The organism is Roseovarius atlanticus, assembly GCF_001441615.1.
GTDB classification, from domain to species: Bacteria; Pseudomonadota; Alphaproteobacteria; order Rhodobacterales; family Rhodobacteraceae; genus Roseovarius; species Roseovarius atlanticus.
Genome location: NZ_LAXJ01000019.1, coordinates 184,687 through 202,657, shown reverse-complemented (window position 1 = coordinate 202,657; position 17,971 = coordinate 184,687). Strand labels below are relative to the sequence as shown.

Genomic DNA, 17,971 nt, shown 5'->3' with positions numbered 1-17,971 from the left:
TCCCCGGACGCGATTCCGCCAGCATATTGGCGGTCGTCTCCACGTTGGCCGCGTGGCTGTGGTTCGGCATCTCCAACTGCGTCAGCGTCACCCTTTCCGTGCCGCCGCGTTCCCCTTCGCGGCGAAAAGTCAGGCCCGGCCCCTGCCGTGGCCCCAGCGGCGCGCGGCCGCGCAGGTCCGGCAACGCGAAAGTGGTGCGTCCGTCACCGCCATAGGTCGTGCCCACGAGCGAGAAAAGCGCCTGGTTCTGGTTGATGGGCAAAAGCTGGCCGTCACAAAACGCCCATCCCCGTGGCGCGAAATTGCCTCCGAACAACACGATTTGCGCGATGAAAGGCTCTGACATGCAATGCATCCTTTTGAAATACGTCTACGGGGAAATGCCCGCTTTGGTTGATCCTAACCAAGTTTTTCCCGCAGTGTGACTCTTTCTTCTCAAGAACACGAAAAAATTTTGACCGAGACGGCCACCGCTTTGCCGCTTGCAAACGCAGCGAGGGACCCGAAACACCACAGCGCCCGCCCTTGCCATTCTCCGCCGCGCCGCGGACGATCCCGTTTCCCAAGGCCGGGGCGTGCGTGCTAAGCATTGACCGCAGTCTCAAGCTGTCTTCCAAGGCCCCAAACGCCGTGACCCGACCATGACACAATACAAGACGCCCGGTGCCCTGATGGCCGATCTGCGTGCGCTCGACGCGGGCGGGCACGAGACCGCCGCGTCCCACCTTTTGGCGTCCATCCTGCAGCACCATCCCGATTTCATGCCGGCGCACCGGTTTCGCATCGACCGGCTGCTGGACGCGGGTCTGAACGCCGAGGCGCTCGACCTGGCGCAGCGCACCGCCGACGCGTTTCCCGCCATGCGCGCCATGACGACGACACGGCAGGCCACGGCGCTCGACCGGCTGGGACAGACCGAGCAGGCGCTGCGTATGCTCGGGGCGCTGCACGACGATGCCGCCGAGGACATGCCCGCCACCGTGCTTTTCGCCACTCTGCTGGCAAGGGACGGCATGGCGGATCGCGCAGAGCCTCTCTTTCGGCAGGTGCTGTCGCAGGCGCCCGACCACCCCGGTGCCCGGCGCGGACTGATCGACATCTCCCTGGCCCGCGGTGACGCCGACGCGGCGCTGGCGCTGTGCGACGGCCCCCGGCCCCAGGATGACGCCGCGGCGCGCCAGCTTTCGATCCGGCGCGCCCGCGCGCTCGATCAGCTGGGCCGCACGTCCGAGGCCGCCGCGCTTTTGGCCGGCGAGGTGTCGCGCGGCAACCGGTCGGACCAGGTTCTAATCCAATTGGCATGGATGCAGCGGCAGCTGGGACAGCTCGACGCGGCCCTGCAAAGCTTTGCCGCCGTGCTGGACACCGCGCCCGACCATCCCGGCGCCGTGCAGGGCAGCGTCGCGATCTTGCGCCAGCAAGGCGCGATGGACGTGGCGCTGAAGGTCTGTGACACCGCCATCGCGCAAGCGACGGACGCCCCCGATGCGATTCACATGCGCCGCGCCGAGCTTCTGATTGCCATGGGCCGCGCCTCCGAGGCCGCGGCCGCGCTCAAGGCCACGCGGGCCGACGGGGATGCTGCCGGCCCGCTCGACCTTGCCCTGGCCCGCGCGCATGTGGCGTCGGGCAACCTTGATGCGGCGCGTCAGGCGTTCGAACAGGCCGCGCAGCCGATGGACACCCGCCGCGCGGCGCTGATGGGCCTGGCAGAGCTGTCGCGCAAGGCGGGCGATCACGACCGGATGCTGACCCACCTGAACGCCGCGGCAGAGGCAAGCGGCGGGCCCGATGCCGCCGTGACACTCGCCCTGTGCGAGGCGCTGGTCCATGCCGGTCGCGCCCCGCAGGTCGCACCGCACCTGCGCGCCCTGATCGAAAGCGACGCGCCCCTGGACGATCCGCAGATCGAACAGATGCTCAACCTCGCCGAAAGGCAGGCGCTGCCGGACGTCACGCGCCACCTGATCGACCTCAGCGGCCGGCGCGGTTCGATGTCGGCTGCCCTTGCCCGCCGCTGGCTCCGGCTGGCGCATATCACCGCAGACCGCGACAGCCTGCACCGGATCACGCGCGGCCTTCTGCCCCGGGTGCCGCCGCAACAGCGGTGCGCGCTCAGGGCCGAGGTCGTCGCGCTCTGCGATGGGCCGGACGCCGCAATTGACTTCGCCCGCGCGCCCCAGGACCGCGACGCCACGCCTGATCGGGCGATCGTGCTGGGCCGGCTGCTGATCGACACGGGCAAACCGGCGCTGGCGATGCGCTACCTGCGCTTCGCACTCAGGACATGGCCCGCGCATCCGGCCCTTGTGACCGTGTTTGTCCATGCCTGCGTCGCGGCGCGGAATTTCACCGCCGGGCATGACTGCCTCGACCGGCTGGAGACCGACCACCCCGGCACCGATACCGAGGCGCACCGGTTGGCGCTGCTGCACGGCGCGGGCGCCGATCGCACTGTGCTGGACCGCGCGCTCCGGCGGCGCGATCTGGGCCTGCCGGGGCTGCATCCGCGGCAACTTCTGGATCTTTGCCTGTCCTGTGGCGATCTGGACCGGGCGCTTGCGATCCAGAACGGCATCCGCAACGACCCCGGCAGCAGCGGCCGGGTCGCTGCGCATTTCACCACCGGCCTGCAAGGCCGGATGCTGACCGACCTGCACGTCTTTCGCACGCTCGAAGCCAAGGCCATTCGCGAAGGCGCCACGCCTGAAGAGGTCCGGGCCCGCCTTGCGGATCAATATTACTACCCGGCCAAACGCATTATCGACACCTGGGCGGACCAGGACGGCTTCGCCCTGAAGCGGCGCGAGACGCCCGTGCCGCGCCGCATCTTCCAGTACTGGGACAAGGCAACGCCGCCCGACGACATCGCCGGCCTGATCGCCGGATGGCGGAACGTGCCCGGGTTCGAGCATGTGCTGATGAACCGCACCCGTGCGATCACGATGCTGCGCCGCCAGTTCGGCGCCCGCGTGGTCACCGCCTTTCAAAGGGCCCGCCACGTGACCGAGGAAAGCGACCTGCTGCGGCTTTGCCTGATCTACAGATTCGGCGGGATCTACAGCGACGCCGACGACCGGCGCGTGGGCGATATCGCGGAGCTTGCCGATCTGGGCGCGGGGCTGGTGGTCAGCCGCGAACCGATCGGCGCCATTGCGAACAACACCCTGCTTGCGCCACCGGGCAACCCGATCCTGCGGATCGCCTTGCAGATGACGGTGCAGGCGCTCCTGGCGCGGGATTCGGACGGCGCCTGGTTCAAGTCCGGCCCCGGGATGCTGACCCGCGCCGCCGCCGTTTTCCTGCGCGACGCCGACGGGTCCGAGGCCGCCCGCACCCTGACCCTGATCGACGGCGAAACGCTGCGCCGCCATATCGAGCCCCATATCCGCCTGCCCTACAAGAAAACCGCCGTCTACTGGAACGCCCAGGACCGCGCTCTCGGCAAGACCGTGCGCGACAGCCTTCTGGGGCTGGCGGACCTGCCGGAGAGGGACGGACGCAAGCCCGCCACCATCGCCTGAGACCCGTGCCTGCGACGCCACGGAGGCGCACGCCATAAATAGCCCGCCCCCTGCCCGGCGCACCTGACGAAGGCGATCAAGTGTTCAAGGGCGACGCCTATGAAACAGGCCCTTGCCCGAACAAGGGCCTGTCCGATTTGTCCATGTGGGCCGCACCTTTCGGGCGGCCCCGCGCCTTACCAGTTGTTATAGGCCAGGAACTTGCCCGACATTTCGATCTTCACACGGTCGCCCTTGGGGTTTTCCACCTTGTGCACCTGCATGTCGAAATCGATCGCCGACATGATGCCCGTGCCGAACTTCTCCTCGATTAGCGCCTTGAGCGTGGGGCCATAGACACCCACGATCTCGTAAAAGCGATAGATGCAAGGATCGGTTGGCACGGACTGTTCCCAGACCTTGGTCGGCGGCTCCTCCAGAACGCTCACGGCTTCCTGCGGCAGGGCCAGCGCCGTCGCCAGCGCCTCGGCCTTGTCCTTGGGAAACCCGTTCATGCCCATACAGGCCGAGTGGGTCCAGACCGGTGACATGTCGATCTTCTCCGCGATCTCCTCCCAGGTCATGCCGGCCTGTTTCTTGGCCGACAGGATCATCATCGTCACGTCTTCCTTGGTCATCATGGTGGGAACCTCGAATGTGTCTTTCATTGCGTCTCTCCTCGTAAATGTCGTTCCGGACGGGGTCACAGCCCCAGATCGGTCAGCCCGGGGTGCTCTGCGGGGCGCGGGCCTTGCGGCCAGCGAAATTTGCGATCCGCCTCGGCAATCGCCACGTCGTTGATCGAGGCATGGCGCACGGCCATGAACCCCATATCATCGAACTCCCAGTTCTCGTTGCCATGGGCGCGAAACCACTGTCCGGTTTCGTCGTGCCACTCATAGCAGAACCGCACGGCGATCCGCGTGCCGTCATGCGCCCAGATCTCCTTGATCAGGCGATAGTCTTTTTCCTTCTCCCACTTGGCGGTCAGGAATTGCTCGACCTCGGCCCGCCCGGTCAGGAACGTGTCCCGGTTGCGCCAGCGCGTGTCCGGCGTGTAGGCCAGCGCGACCTTGCCGGGGGTCCGGGTGTTCCACGCGTCCTCGGCCATGCGCACCTTCTTGACCGCGTCGTTCAGGCTGAACGGCGGCAATGGCGGGCGCGGTGCGGTTTCGGGTGACATCCTGCGCGCCCTCAATCGTTGACGGCGCGCAGCACCGGACTGCTCTTGGGAGTCTCGTCGGCAGCCCCGCGTTCATGCGTGTCCGTGGTGTCGATCCGTATGGTCTCGGGGCGGATATCATCGTCTTCGACCTTCTCGCCCGCCAGTTCCTTGGACCGCTTGCCCAGAAACTGCACCAGGTGGTTGCGGATCGCATAGTAATTCGGATGTTCCACGATCTCGGTCCGGTTGCGCGGCCGCGGGATCGTGATCTCCACGGCCTCCGCCACCCGCGCGAAGGGCCCGTTGGTCATCAGCAGGATCCTGTCCGCCAGCAGGATCGCCTCGTCGATGTCGTGGGTGATCATGAACACCGTCTGCTCGGTCCCGCCCCAGATCTTCAGCAGCTCATCCTGAATCGTGCCGCGGGTCAGCGCATCCAGTGCGCCGAAGGGCTCGTCCAGCAGCAAAAGCTTGGGATGGTTGGCAAACGCACGTGCAATCGACACCCGCTGGCGCATCCCGCCCGACAGCTGGCTGGGCTTGCGGTGCACCACGTCGCCCTCCAGCCCCACCTTGGCCAGGAAATCGCGGGCATGTGCCTCGACCTTGTCCTTCGTCCAGTCCGGGTATCGCGCCTTCACGCCGAACGTCACGTTCTTTAGCGCCGACAGCCAGGGCAGCAGCGAATAGTTCTGGAACACCACGCCACGGTCCAGCGACGGGCCGGCCACCTCCTGGCCGTCCATCTTGACCACGCCCGACGTCGGCTCGGCCAGCCCCGCAAGGATGTTCATGATCGTCGACTTGCCACAGCCCGAGTGGCCGAGGATGCACACGAACTCGCCCTTTTCCACGCCGAAGCTGGCGTTTTCGAACACGGTCAGCGTGCCGCCCTGCCCGTCGGGAAACTTTTGGGTCAGCCGCTCGATGCTGAGAAATGGTTTTGACATGAGGTCTCTCCTTACTCTGCGTAGGCCACGGCGCGCTGCAACACGCTGAAGGCGGCATCCAGCAGCATTCCCACCACCCCGATCATCAGGATCGAGAAGATGACGGAGGTCAGGTCGAGGTTGTTCCACTCGTTCCAGACGTAATATCCGATGCCGGTCCCACCCACGAGCATCTCGGCGGCGACGATCACCAGCCACGCGATCCCGATCGAGATGCGCATCCCGGTGATGATGGTTGGCGCCGCGGCGGGCAGGATGACCGTAAAAGCGGTCCTGAGACTGCCCAGCTCATGCGTCCGGGCCACGTTCACCCAGTCCGAACGCACCCCGGCCACGCCGAAGGCGGTATTGATCAGCATCGGCCAGATCGAGCAGATGAAGATGACGAAGATCGCACTGGCCTCGGAGTCCTGGATCACGAACAACGCCAGCGGCATCCATGCCAGCGGCGATATCGGCCGCAGCACCTGGATGAACGGGTTGAACGCCTTGTAGGCGACCTGGCTCATCCCGATCAGGAAGCCCAGCGGGATCGCCACCAGCGCGGCCAGGAAATACCCGGTCAGAACCCTGTAGATCGAGTAACCGATCTGGATACCGATGCCCTTGTCGTTGGGGCCCGCATCATAGAACGGGTTACTCAGTTGCTCCCACGCCTTGGCCAGCACGTCCGACGGCGGCGGCACGCCCGCGCGCTCCTGCCCAAGACCCATCAGGCGCTCGTATTCCGTAAGGTCCGACGCGGCCTTCTGCGCGGGGATCGCGGCCTCCCATATCACAAGGCCGCAGATCAGCATCAGGATCGACAGGATCGCCGCACGCTGGTTGATCGAAAGATTGCCCGTCATGGTTCAGCCCTTGCCGATCGGGAAGCTTTTGACATACGCCTCCGGGTCCGCCGGGTCGAACGTCTTGCCCATGATCGTGTGCGACTTGTAGGTCACGTCCGGCGCCTCGTAGCCAAGGTCGTTCATCACCTTCTTGCAGTCCGCGGCCAGATACACCTGCTCGGCCACGGTCTTGTAGTCCACATCGCCCTCGATATAGCCCCAGCGCTTCATCTGCGTCAGGATCCAGACGCCCATCGAGTGCCACGGGAACGGGTCGAAATCGATGCGGTCGGGGACGTTTTGCACCTCGCCCAGGCCATCGGCGAAGGTGCCGGTCAGCACCTGCTCGATCACCGGCACCGGCTGGTTGAGATAGTTGGTCGGCGCAATCGCCTCCGAGATTTCCTTGCGGTTCTCCGGGTTGGAGGCGTATTGAGTCGCGTCGATGATCGATTTCAGCAGGTTGCCATAGGTGTTCGGCAACTCTTCGGCGAAAGACAGCGGCGCGGCGAAGGCACAGCAGGGGTGCCCCTCCCAGATCTCCTTGGTCAGAACGTGGATGAACCCGATGCCTTCCCAGACGGCCCGCTGGTTAAACGGGTCGGGGCTGAGGTAGCCGTCAAGGTTGCCCGCCCGCAGGTTGGCCACCATCTCCGGCGGCGGAACGACACGGATCTGGATATCCACGTCCGGGTCCAGCCCGTATTCGGCCACGTAATAGCGCAGCAGGAAGTTGTGCATCGAATATTCGAACGGCACGCCGAAGGTGAAGCCCTTCCACTGTGCCGGGTCGCGTTTGTCCAGGTGGTCGTTGGACAGCACGATCGCCTGCCCGTTGATGTTTTCCACCGCCGGCATGATGTAGGGTTCGGCCACCGAGCCTGCGCCCAGCGTCATCGCCAGCGGCATCGGCGTCAGCATGTGGCTGGCGTCGTATTCCCCCGACAGCGACTTGTCGCGCGCCACGGCCCAGCCCGCGGTCTTGATCACCTGGGCGTTCAGGCCATAGCGCTCGTAAAAGCCCATCGGCTGCGCCATGATGATCGGCGTGGCGCAGGTGATCGGCACGAAGCCGATGCTCAGGTCGGTCTTCTCGGGCGGTCCCAGCTCGTCGAGGATGGCCGCCTTGGCCTTGTCCAGCGGAAACGCCGCGGCCAGTGCCGCCGCCACCGTACCGCCGCCCATCATCCCCATGAAGGATCGTCGGCTAAGGTCGTTCTGCCCAAAGACCGAGCGGACGACGGCACTTTCGACCGCGCGCTCCAGCATCTCCTCCGACGTCATTGCGGCGGGTTCGATGTGGTCCCTGTCGTGGCCGTGCCCGGCAAGGCAGCTTTTGCATCCGCAATCCGCGCCATGACGCAGGTCGGTCTTTTCAGAGAACGGATTTCCAAGGCTCTTGATCGTCATCGGCTTTCCTTTCAGGCTTTCCGGGCACCATCGTCGCAACCAAGCGCGCCTCCGAGAAGTCACCGACCGAAATTTCAGCAGTTTGGAAATTCTTATTAGCGGCAAACACTTAGAAGGTTTCGCTGCCGACGCGAAATCACGAAATCTCGTAATTCACGAAATTTCGTCACTCACATATCCGCAGGATGCTATGCTGCCGACCATGGCACTCGCAAACGGCGCAATCGATTCTTTCCTGACGGTCCTACCCAAGGCCGCGCTGGTGCTCGACACCGCCACCGATACCATCGTCGCGCGCAACGACGCCGCCGCACGCCTGCTGGAGCTCGACCCCGACGATCAGCCCCCGATGCGCTTTTCCACCCTCCTGGACCGGTCGCTGCCGCGTTTCATCGTCTTCGCCGAAGAGGTCGATCACCGTGGCGACTCCTGGACCCGCGACCTCAGCCTCGTCTCGGCCCGGGGGCGCCCGGTGCGCTGCGAGATCCTGGCCAGCCGGCTGACCGATCCGCCGGGGGCCATGCTCCTGCTTCTAAGCGACCTCGACGCGTTCGAGCGCCGCACCGCGATGACCGAGACCGCGGAAATGTACCGTGCCGGCCTGACCGAATGGAAACGCGCCGAACGGTTCTTTGCCGAGCTCGAACGCGAGAACCAGCTGATCCTGAACGCCGCGGGCGAAGGCATCTATGGCGTCAACGCCGAGGGCAAGACCACCTTCGTGAACCGCGCCGCACGCGAAATGCTGGGCTGGACGGCCGAAGACCTGCTCGGCCGCAACATCCACGCCATCATCCACCACCACCACCTCAATGGTGACGTCTATCCCGCGCATGAATGCAAGATCTACGAGTCGTTCCGCTACGACAAGATCAACCGTACCGACAGCGAGGTGTTCTGGCGCAAGGACGGCAAGCCCATTCGCGTCGAATACGTCTCGACCCCGATCTACGACCAGCAGGTCCTGGTCGGGGCGGTCGTCATTTTCCGCGACATCACCGAGCGCAAGGAAAACGAGCGCAAACTGCAGGAGGCCCTGGAAGAGGTCCGGTCCCTGCGCGACAAGCTGGAACAGGAAAACGCGTATCTTCAGGAGGCGATCAGCTCCGAACGCGCCCATCACGACATCGTCGGCACCTCTTCGGCCATCAAGCAGATCCGCGCCCGCATCGACCTTGTGGCCCCCACCGACGCGACGGTGCTGATCACCGGGGAAACCGGCACCGGCAAAGCGCTGGTCGCCAGCGCGGTCCACAAGGCCGGCGGGCGGTCGCGCCGCGCGATGATCCACTTCAAATGCGGCAGCGTTTCGGCCGAGGACGTCGAGGCGGAATTGCTGGGACAGGTGCGCGGCGCGTTTCCCGGCTCGATCCGCGACAAGCCGGGCAAGCTTGAGCTGGCGCATGGCGGCACGCTCTTTCTCGACGACATTTCCGAATTGCCGCTGGGCACCCAGGGGCGTCTGCTGCACGCCTTGCAATCGCGCAGCGTCACCCGGCTGGGCGACACCCGCGCCAAGCAACTTGACGTGCACGTGATCGCGGCGATGACCGACCCGCCCGTCGAGGCGGTGAAATCCGGCAAACTGCGCGAGGATCTGCTGTTCTTCCTCAACGTGTTCCCGATCGAATGCACGCCCCTGCGCGACCGGCTGGAAGACCTTCCTTTGCTGGTCGCGCACCTGCTCGACGTGTCCTGCCGACGCCTCAACCTGCCGCAACCCAAGGTGACCGAACGGGCCATGCGCCAGTTGATGGACTACCCCTGGCCCGGCAATATCCGAGAGTTGCGCAACGTGCTGGAGCGCGCCGCCATTGTGTCAGGCGGCGGCAAGATCGTGCTGGAGCTCGGCGCCGGACGGTCCGGCTCGGGACGCGACGACACTCCTATGCGGACCGAGGCCGAGATGCAGCAGATGATCCGCGACAACATCCTGGCCTGCCTGCGCGAGGCCGGCGGCAAGGTCGCAGGTCCCGGCGGCGCGGCAGAGCTTCTGGGTCTCCAGCCCACGACGCTCTATTCCCGGCTGCGCCGCTTCCGTATCACCGAGGACGAGTGGAAAGAGACAGCCTGATCCGCCCCGTCTGTCCAGGAAACGCCCGGCGAACCCACCGTCGATCCTGATGCCCCTGCGTCGTGCATCGGAAGAGCGGGCTTGATGTGGCTTTCGAAGAAGTGGTGCCCGGGGGCGGAACGTCATTCATCTCCTAGTTCTGCATAATCATTGCAATTATCTCAATTTTTGAAAACTGAGTACCCCCATATATAGCCACAACTCAAAAACTTTAGAATCTCTGGTCCTTGATAAATAATTATGATCCGCGTCTTGGAATCGAATTGACGTTACGTGTCTAGCGCCCTGTTTCTAGGCCATTGATGTAGCGTTTCTCTAATTTGGTTTCGGGGTATAAAGAGCTTGAAATAGAGATGGCCAGTGCTCAACGTCGCAAATTGGCCCTTTAAGATTTCGACTTGAAGTTGCCACGCAGTCTTTTGTGCTTGCTCAGTTTATGTCGATGGCCCATGGCCATCTTACCAAAGATTGACTCGGCAGCTTCGATTAAGAAACTCGGAATAGACGCTGCGTAATAGGCGCTTACCATGAAGCAGTCTTTTGCCGTTCAGCCACCGGGAAGAGCCTCAACATCATTTGCTTCAGAAGATGGCTTTTGATCGCGAGAAATTTCGTTCTAAGAACCATCATAATATCATTCAGCGGTCAATTTTCTAAATATCACAAGCGATTATCGGGCCCAAGTCGAGAAACAACTCCGATTAAATAGTCACCCGCAAACGGTGCAAACTACCCTTTTCTTCCAACCACGATCGCACTTCATCTGACACCATATCAAGTGTGGCGCGATTTTCCGCGAGTGCGTTAATGAAAGATCCTACCTCGCCCTCGCCAAAAGCAGCCTTCCTTCGGTGTTGCAATTGGTCACGCTTTGCAACGAGTGAACTGACCTTCTCAAGAAATGTGGTCGTATCGCTTCTTGGCTGAAATTCGTCTGCTGACCGGCCGCAATTCGTGAGTTCCGTCGCTAGATCGTCCTGACCCCCGAGATATCTGAGCATCTCACCAACATCAATTAGTGGGCGAAATTCCTGTAAAACAAAATTTCTCCAATGCTGACGTAAATCACGATCAAGATTTGAGATCGCGGAGCTTAGCTCGTTCTTGTATCTTGAAGAGGCTAACTTCAAATCCTCGGCGGTTTCGGCTTGTTCTAACATCAAGCCGACTTTACGAGCCTCGTCTTGAACGTCTTCCACGTATTCGGTTTGAATATCGCTGTCATAGTCTAGCAACTCCACGATACTGAGTAGTGCAGCTATTCTAAGCGCCTGCTGTTCGGCGGTTTGCAGCACTTGGACAGTTCGAGCCAGTTCTTCTCCCAAGCTCTGATTTTCTAAAGCAGTCGGCAACTCTGTCAGCAGAGCTTCCAATTGGCTCAAATTATCGTTCACAAGACCTCCACCACCTTTCATCTGTTTTCACCTGCTGCCAACACCAACTTTTTCCCAATTTGCCTTAAGGAACCCAGTGATCGACCTTCGCTGCCCTCTCCGACCGTGTCGCGCGCGTGCTCTAGCAGCGCAAAAACTGTTCGCTCTCCAAGTTGCGCCAATCCATTGATTTCTTGCAGGTCTCGCGCGGGAAGCGATGCAAACCAAGATAACCTTTGGGGTAGTTCTGCTGGATGCGAAGCTTCGTCTTCCATTGCAACTATAAGCTGCTGAAGTGATACAAAGTTTGGAGATGCGGTCTGTACTTCATGATAGTCTTGTTTCCACTCGCTGACTAAGTCATGAGCTTTGCCTGGAAGGAGTATCGACACACTTGAAATAACTTGATCTGTGCGCTTCAAATGCTCGGATATCGAGCGACCTCTTAGCGTCCTCGCCAATGCTTCGCACCTATCTCGGATTTGCTGGAACTCGATGGACTGCACCTTTGTGCATTCGGAGTTCCACTCTTCCGCGAGATCGTAGGCCGCACCAATAGGCGTGAGCGTTCCTGACAGTTTACCTTCGAATTCAGGGACTTCATCCATTTGGCCTGAAGAATTCATTCGAGTGATTGCCGCAACCAACTCGCCAGAATCAATCATTCCATTACGCCCATCCTCCGATAATGCGATCAACGACCGTAATTCTTCGCATAACTTATCGTGCCAGGGATCTGTTTTTTCCAACCATCGTTGCCAAGGTTTAGAACGTGAAGAAGGGTCACTCTTTGGAGCGACTTCATCACTGAGCACATGCCGAATTTGCTCGACCAACGGAGCCTCAGGGCTGAGAACTCCACGAAGCCAAGACCTAGCTAAAATTACTTGTGCCACGGAAGAAACCGGTGACCAGATTTCTCCAGACACCGTCACCGGGAACCTAGTTTTTAAGTATCGTTTGGTCTCTTCTTCCAACCTGTTCGTCATCACCGACAAATTTCGCAAGAAGAATGCGCGGTCATCAGAAGACATCTCTGGCTGCAATTGTAATTCCAATCCAGCTTCCAAGCCCAGACGAACCCAGTCTTTAGCCTCAACGGTAAAATACCCGCGCTTACCCGCCTTTGTCCCTTCTAGGTTCACCATCTCGGGCGTTACCACCCTTTTGAACAAGTATGGGGAAAGGCCGAGCTTTCGCGCGTCAATTCTGGAAATAATTGAGTACAGTTCGTCATTCCAAGCGCTGGGATTGGAAAGTGAGCCACTCTTTGCCCAAGTACGCAGGTCATCCCGCATCGTCTCTCGTTGAGATCGGGTCTGACTTCGGGCACGCGGCGGACGCTGAACCTTAGGAGAAGCGGCCTGAATCGCAGAAGTCTCTTGCCGTTTGGGTTCAGTCTTTTGATCGTTTTCAACTGTGCCAGGTTCAAAAACGACGGGTGAAGCAATGCTTTTACCCGTTTGCTGCAGTGCCGATTCTCTTGTTTCTCTTGACCTAGCGGCTTCCGAATGGGTTATGCGCTCCGCATCGACATCCACCCAAGGCAAGGTAAACGCTTCATATTGCGGACGCGGTGTTCCCGCGAACGCAATGACGCCATCGATCGTCGTATGGTCAGCACTATCGGGATTTCCCCAATACGCTACAAATCGCTTGTATCTTTCTCGTTCAGTTTCATCGATCTGAGCCTCGATGACTCGCTCCAAGCGCGCCGACAACACGGCATCAGACTTCTTGTTGTTTTCGATTGCGCTCGTCTCGATAAGCGGACCTGGGAACTGTCCTTCTACAATTTCGTCCGCCTGTTGTAGGACTGGATTCAAAACGGCTTGCAAAATACCCCGCGGCGTTCTCCAACTTTGGCCATTGTCATCGACTTTGAGCGCTTCAAAAAACCTACCGATGGAGTTTTCTGTGAGAGGAAATAAACCAACACCATTGCAAGATCCAAAGACGCTGAAACAAGATTCTTGTTTTTCGCAAGCGATACAAACGTTTGGAGCCTGAACATCCGAGGCTGTGGTTAATTCGTGCCGCCAACTCCTCAATGCGGCAGGCCCAGCTCTCACGGCAGCCAGATAACGAGATACAAAAGCCGTTCGTTCCCCAGACTGCCTGAGCATTGCCACATCTTGCAAACCTCCAGTGGAGGTTCCAAGAATGATCTCGTGAGTAAGTCTTTGCCGGTAGTTTGGCTTCAATTGCTGGTAGTATGCCGGCGTTACGCCTACGATAGATATCAGCGGACAGACATCGTCTTCAGCTTCATCTCCCCTCGCCTCGGCATTGAAGACGAGAACATCAATTAAGCTATCATCAAGACCTTCCCAGCTAGTAATGTCTTCAAGGAGCAGTACAAGTCTCTGCCCGCGCTTCTGGAGTTCTTGCCGAACCTTACGGAAAAGAACTTTCAGTCCTTGTGCCGAAACGCCTATGACGCTTTGAATTGAGTCATTTCTTCGACGGTTCAAAACTTCAAGCAGTTCTGTCGAAATTGGAAATTCAGCACATTTTTCCGAAGCCAGCTCTAAGGGCGTCCATTTCGCTTCACGATATTCTTCAATTTTAGTTGCTTCGTGCTCAATGCGTCTGGCCAAGTCTTTTCCTGGGCCCTCAAGCATCAACTTTACTCGACGCGCGATAGGACCAAGATCAGCGATGTCATAAAGGTCGAAAGAGGCTGATGCCGAGTTTCGCTCACCATCGCCGCCTTCCAATAGCGTCAGTATCCGAAGAGGCGCTTGCCATCCCTTTCGGACATAGTCGTGTCTCAATAGCGATGAGGGGTCATGGGTGGCGCACCACTCTTCATCTCCCAGTTTTTCGTCGTAGTGCTCAGGATCAAGCGCGTTCGCCAACGTCGAAAGGAAATTATTAGCTCTCCCTTGCGTCGAAGCCTTTTGCCTAACCCCCAATCCGTCAAACAATTCTTGAAACTCATCGGGCAAACGCTGGCTCAACTGGCTGAGCGCGCCTTCCAAACTGCCGTCTGCTCTTCTTAACAGTAACTTAAGATCATTGTCTCCAGGCCAGTTTACAGATAGCCAGCGAATTAAATGAGATTTGCCTGATCCAGGTTCGCCTTGGACAACACAGAATGCATGTCGCCTGGAAGGCTCCGACAGCGTCTCAAGTACAGCTTCTTCGTTATTATTTTCAAATTGTTGAGCGTCACGCCCCGCAATCTCGAAACCCGAAATTGGAGTATGCGTTGCAAGGAATACTGCATCATCTCCTTCAAGAGCTTCAGTCCTGAACACACTACTGGCTTGCTCAGTTGTCCAACAAAGGCGAAATGGTTTTTCGGGATGGCTCATGATTTCCCTCCAATCAATTTCACTTGGTTGAATGAGTTTGTTTTGAAAGACGGATCATGAACGAAGGAAATCGCATCACTCGAGTCCCCGACTAGGTTGAACTCAATCAAGCCTTGCGCTTCAATTTCGCGCAAACTGACTGTCGCTATTGCGGATAGTTGCCTGGGATTGGCTGTATATCCAATTCTTTCGCATGCTCGCCGAAACAAAAGGCCTTGATCCAAGTATGGGCAGAGATTTGAAAGCACGTCGAGAAATTCGATCCCGGTCATCGGGTTTGATACCGAGTTCATTTCGCGCTGAAATTCTACCGAAATACGCTTTGCTGCACTTGGATAAAATGGGGTCTGTTTACCAATCGGCAGAAAAACTCCAAGACCAATAAATTCTAACCAGCGCCGTAGTGCAGGTAGTTTAGTAGTGTTCATTGGACGGCTACCGTCCTCATCCTCGCCGATAAGACCGGCCGACATCATATCGACCAAGGCATCCGCAGAAGTTGCCAAGATCCAATCGAGTTCCTTCCGCCTATGGCTTTCGGCAACAAGCCAGGAATAGGCATCCAAAATCACGGCATCAGGAGTTCCTTCCTGACACGTAAGAAGTGATCGGTGAACTGCATCCCTCAAGTCATCGAGTGTTTCGATGTCAGCGACTTTGAGACAAACCAGAGAGTTCTCTCTTTCCACAAGTCCCAATGCGTTGGCGACACCTGTAGCGTCACGCGCAAGGTTAGTTTTTGCGATTTCAATGACCCCGGCACGATTATATCCTGGGTTGAGAAGGCCTAGAAAGTCATCCGGCGTCACATCGGACTCGGCGGATTTCAATCCAGAGATCAGCGACCATACCCGAATTGGCGTCCCCTGCGGACGCGACAAAACACTCACGTCATATTCTCCTTTTGCCGCCTATCAGACTGCGGCAGTTGAACTTCAAGAATTGGAGCATGTCTCGAGACCCATTGGTCTAAACGTCGGCCCGCAGAAATCCGATGGGCCTCGCCCACCACGATTGCTGGCATGGGTTTATCCGATGCCCAATTTACGAACCTTGAAACCAAACCACCGACATCTTCAGCCCTTGATGGAAGGATCAATGCAGTTGGCACTTCAGATAACTTTGCCGTCTTATTCCAGTCAGTGTAAGCCATGACGAACCCCAGTTCTGCGCAGCTATATGCAAGCGCAAGTGCGGTGTTTTCGGCTTGTTTATCTGGCACCAGGAATTGCTCAATTCCCGCCTGTGCAAGTCGATTGACTAAGGTTGGCAAATAAGCCGTCAAACTTGATTGACTTGGCTCGACAATAATTGGCCCATGAGGCAGGGTCGTTCTGAATTCATTCGCGTCTGGCCACGCAACTTCCAGACCACCGCAGGTCAAAATCTTGGGAGCCGCAATCCCGTTACTTCTACAATATGGACAACGGCCACACGGAGGCGCCCAACTAGACGGCTCAATTAATTCAAAGGCAAGCCGCGTCACGCAGTCCTTCTCTGGCCTTTCTACAATCCTCACGAACGGGGTAAGAGAAGCTTTTGCATCCGTTAACTCTCTCTCGCGCAAATCAAAAACCCGAGCCCATGCTGCCTCCGGTTGCGACATCAGTTCATTGTCTACAACCTCAATGACCCAAATCTGTTTGCCGTCAGTTTCAACTCCATTAACAGACAGCACACGAATTGCCTCTGCTCTCTGCATTAGAGTCAAGAGAGTCCTGTTCCATACTCGATTCAGATCAGATGACCGTTGTCCAAGGCCGATGCGAATTGAGTCGAGATCGACTTCTAATTGCAATTTGCCATCGATCCAGTTGCGCTGACTGGTGTCAGCCATCGCCCTCCACCGACTTTCCGCCAACTCGCGCGTGAGCCAACCTGAGGTGGCGAGACCAAAAGCGCGCCGTATATCGTCATCCCCTTGAGGCTTCGAAACAAACAGCATAACAGCCACACCTTGGCCACCATCCCTCGACGCTCGTCCAATCTCTTGATACCAGCGCGAAGGGCTTTCTGGCACACATAGATGTATCACAGATCGGACGTTCGCTTTGTCTACACCCATCCCAAATGCTGAGGTCGCTAGTATCAAATCCAGTTCGTCCTTTGCCCATTCATTAACAATGGACCGGCGTTCTTCAGACTTTGTTTCTCCGGTGAAAAGCGCGACCCTCTCATAACCTCTTTGTTGCAATTCAGAAAAAAATTTCTTCGCTGTATCTATTTCAGAAGTATAAACAATTGCCGGTCGCGGCACGCAGTCTATAACCCACTCGAACGCGGCGTCGCGTTCAGCGCTCGTAGCAAATCGGCCTATGGCAACATCGTGCTCATAACGAGGTACTTTGGCGTCAACTTCCAACCAATCACCGTCCAATTTCCAATCAGATTTTAGGACGGTTCGAGACGCCGGTGTAAGAGTCGCGGACAGGAGAATAAGTTTGGTTTCCGGATTTGCTCTACGCATTAATCGAAGCAAACCGGGCAATCGCTGAAAATCTGGGCGAAAACTTCGCCCCCAACTCTCCACGATGTGAGCTTCGTCGATAATAATATGTGTGAGCCTCGCATCTAAACCAAATTCTACCGAAGTCGGTTTCGCAGCTTCTTCCAGTATTTCTTGTATTTGACGAGACAGTGCTGTCTCCGGCCCCATCAATAGCACCGGAATTTCACCACGGCGGAAAGCGTTCAGAATGTCTTGTCGCTCCGATAGCGAGAGGTCTGAGATTAGAGCCCGAGAGTTTTCGAGACCCGGGAAATTTTTCAGAGTTCTCTCGTGGTCCAAGGCTAATGCAATGGTTGGCGTGATAACAACCACACAGGAACCTGGTTCAAATCTACGCCCAAACAGCGCCGCCAGTTGGAATACGAGGCTCTTGCCAGCGCCTGTCGGCATTGAAGCCAGCAATCCAGAGCCTGGTGGTTGAGTCAGCATTGCACGTACGGCTGCTTTCTGTGCGATGCTCATGTACCTTTCGTTCTGGGTGAGCTTCAGAAGAACGGCGTCTGGTACCCCGGGACGCAAAGCTCTTCGATCACGCGGGTCAATGTGTAAGTTCTCGAACCACCAGGACGGCCTGTCATCGGAAGTAGCCCTAACACTCTGGTTTTCTATTGAATACTTAAGACCGAAGCGCGCGAGTGAGTTGATTTCCATGTCAGTCAACTCGATGCCTTCGACAGTTAGGTCGATACGTCCACCTCTTAGCCAAACCAAAGTCCTGACCAGCGCGAGGCGATCGTAAGTTGCTTTGGCTTCTGAAAGTGCACGTAGGCACCGTGCGACAGAAGCGTCTCTCCAAGAATCCTTTGGTTCAGCATCAAGCAATGAAAATTCCAGCAG

General features: G+C 58.4%; 12 protein-coding genes. 2 read left to right on the top strand and 10 right to left on the bottom strand.

What is annotated here, in order from left to right:
• Positions 1-346: phage tail protein (locus XM53_RS16510; RefSeq protein WP_144435575.1), on the bottom strand; the 346-nt coding region annotated here is incomplete at its 3' end.
• Positions 347-641: 295 nt separating this feature from the next.
• Between XM53_RS16510 and XM53_RS16505 the strand changes: the two genes are divergently transcribed.
• Complete coding sequence (locus XM53_RS16505) at positions 642-3,524, top strand: tetratricopeptide repeat protein (RefSeq protein ID WP_057795292.1); 2,883 nt, start codon at positions 642-644, stop codon at positions 3,522-3,524.
• Between the two features lie 176 nt (positions 3,525-3,700).
• On the opposite strand, the gene cynS is transcribed toward XM53_RS16505, so the two are convergent.
• The 5 genes from cynS to XM53_RS16480 are packed head-to-tail and all read right to left on the bottom strand — an operon-like array spanning position 3,701 to position 7,858.
• A complete protein-coding gene (gene cynS, locus XM53_RS16500) occupies positions 3,701-4,171 on the bottom strand; it encodes a cyanase (protein WP_236544534.1) in 471 nt (156 codons plus the stop codon).
• Positions 4,172-4,206: 35 nt separating this feature from the next.
• A complete protein-coding gene (locus XM53_RS16495) occupies positions 4,207-4,686 on the bottom strand; it encodes a nuclear transport factor 2 family protein (protein WP_057795291.1) in 480 nt (159 codons plus the stop codon).
• Positions 4,687-4,697: 11 nt separating this feature from the next.
• Positions 4,698-5,618, bottom strand: a complete 921-nt coding sequence (locus tag XM53_RS16490; RefSeq protein ID WP_057795289.1) for an ABC transporter ATP-binding protein — start codon at positions 5,616-5,618, stop codon at positions 4,698-4,700.
• A gap of 11 nt (positions 5,619-5,629) precedes the next feature.
• Entirely contained in the window at positions 5,630-6,466 is an 837-nt protein-coding gene (ntrB, locus tag XM53_RS16485) for a nitrate ABC transporter permease (RefSeq protein ID WP_057795288.1), read from the bottom strand.
• A gap of 3 nt (positions 6,467-6,469) precedes the next feature.
• The gene (locus XM53_RS16480) at positions 6,470-7,858 is read right to left on the bottom strand and encodes a CmpA/NrtA family ABC transporter substrate-binding protein (protein WP_057795287.1); all 1,389 of its coding nucleotides are present in this window, start codon (positions 7,856-7,858) and stop codon (positions 6,470-6,472) included.
• Between the two features lie 202 nt (positions 7,859-8,060).
• Between XM53_RS16480 and XM53_RS16475 the strand changes: the two genes are divergently transcribed.
• Positions 8,061-9,932 carry a sigma 54-interacting transcriptional regulator gene (locus tag XM53_RS16475; protein ID WP_057795312.1) on the top strand — a complete coding sequence of 624 codons (1,872 nt, stop codon included), beginning with the start codon at positions 8,061-8,063 and terminating at the stop codon, positions 9,930-9,932.
• A 701-nt stretch (positions 9,933-10,633) separates the two neighbouring features.
• Here XM53_RS16475 and XM53_RS16470 read toward each other — a convergent pair.
• From XM53_RS16470 to XM53_RS22590, 4 genes are read right to left on the bottom strand one after another with little or no spacing between them, the layout of a single operon-like run.
• Positions 10,634-11,347, bottom strand: a complete 714-nt coding sequence (locus XM53_RS16470; RefSeq protein WP_144435574.1) for a hypothetical protein — start codon at positions 11,345-11,347, stop codon at positions 10,634-10,636.
• A complete protein-coding gene (locus XM53_RS23115) occupies positions 11,344-14,625 on the bottom strand; it encodes a hypothetical protein (RefSeq protein WP_144435573.1) in 3,282 nt (1,093 codons plus the stop codon). Before XM53_RS23115 ends, XM53_RS16470 begins: the two co-directional genes overlap by 4 nt.
• Complete coding sequence (locus XM53_RS23110) at positions 14,622-15,515, bottom strand: hypothetical protein (RefSeq protein ID WP_144435572.1); 894 nt, start codon at positions 15,513-15,515, stop codon at positions 14,622-14,624. The genes XM53_RS23115 and XM53_RS23110 overlap by 4 nt, the downstream gene beginning before the upstream one ends.
• Positions 15,512-17,596: a DEAD/DEAH box helicase gene (locus XM53_RS22590; RefSeq protein WP_160321403.1), complete on the bottom strand. Its 2,085-nt coding sequence runs from the start codon at positions 17,594-17,596 to the stop codon at positions 15,512-15,514. Before XM53_RS22590 ends, XM53_RS23110 begins: the two co-directional genes overlap by 4 nt.
• Between the last annotated feature and the right edge of the window lie 375 nt (positions 17,597-17,971).

What these genes read in the sequence shown, in the direction of transcription:
- XM53_RS16505 (WP_057795292.1), top strand. Translation starts at nt 642, where the DNA reads ATGACACAATACAAGACGCCCGGTGCCCTGATGGCCGATCTGCGTGCG.
- cynS (WP_236544534.1), bottom strand. Translation starts at nt 4,171, where the DNA reads ATGAAAGACACATTCGAGGTTCCCACCATGATGACCAAGGAAGACGTG.
- XM53_RS16495 (WP_057795291.1), bottom strand. Translation starts at nt 4,686, where the DNA reads ATGTCACCCGAAACCGCACCGCGCCCGCCATTGCCGCCGTTCAGCCTG.
- XM53_RS16490 (WP_057795289.1), bottom strand. Translation starts at nt 5,618, where the DNA reads ATGTCAAAACCATTTCTCAGCATCGAGCGGCTGACCCAAAAGTTTCCC.
- ntrB (WP_057795288.1), bottom strand. Translation starts at nt 6,466, where the DNA reads ATGACGGGCAATCTTTCGATCAACCAGCGTGCGGCGATCCTGTCGATC.
- XM53_RS16480 (WP_057795287.1), bottom strand. Translation starts at nt 7,858, where the DNA reads ATGACGATCAAGAGCCTTGGAAATCCGTTCTCTGAAAAGACCGACCTG.
- XM53_RS16475 (WP_057795312.1), top strand. Translation starts at nt 8,061, where the DNA reads ATGGCACTCGCAAACGGCGCAATCGATTCTTTCCTGACGGTCCTACCC.
- XM53_RS16470 (WP_144435574.1), bottom strand. Translation starts at nt 11,347, where the DNA reads ATGAAAGGTGGTGGAGGTCTTGTGAACGATAATTTGAGCCAATTGGAA.
- XM53_RS23115 (WP_144435573.1), bottom strand. Translation starts at nt 14,625, where the DNA reads ATGAGCCATCCCGAAAAACCATTTCGCCTTTGTTGGACAACTGAGCAA.
- XM53_RS22590 (WP_160321403.1), bottom strand. Translation starts at nt 17,596, where the DNA reads ATGAGCATCGCACAGAAAGCAGCCGTACGTGCAATGCTGACTCAACCA.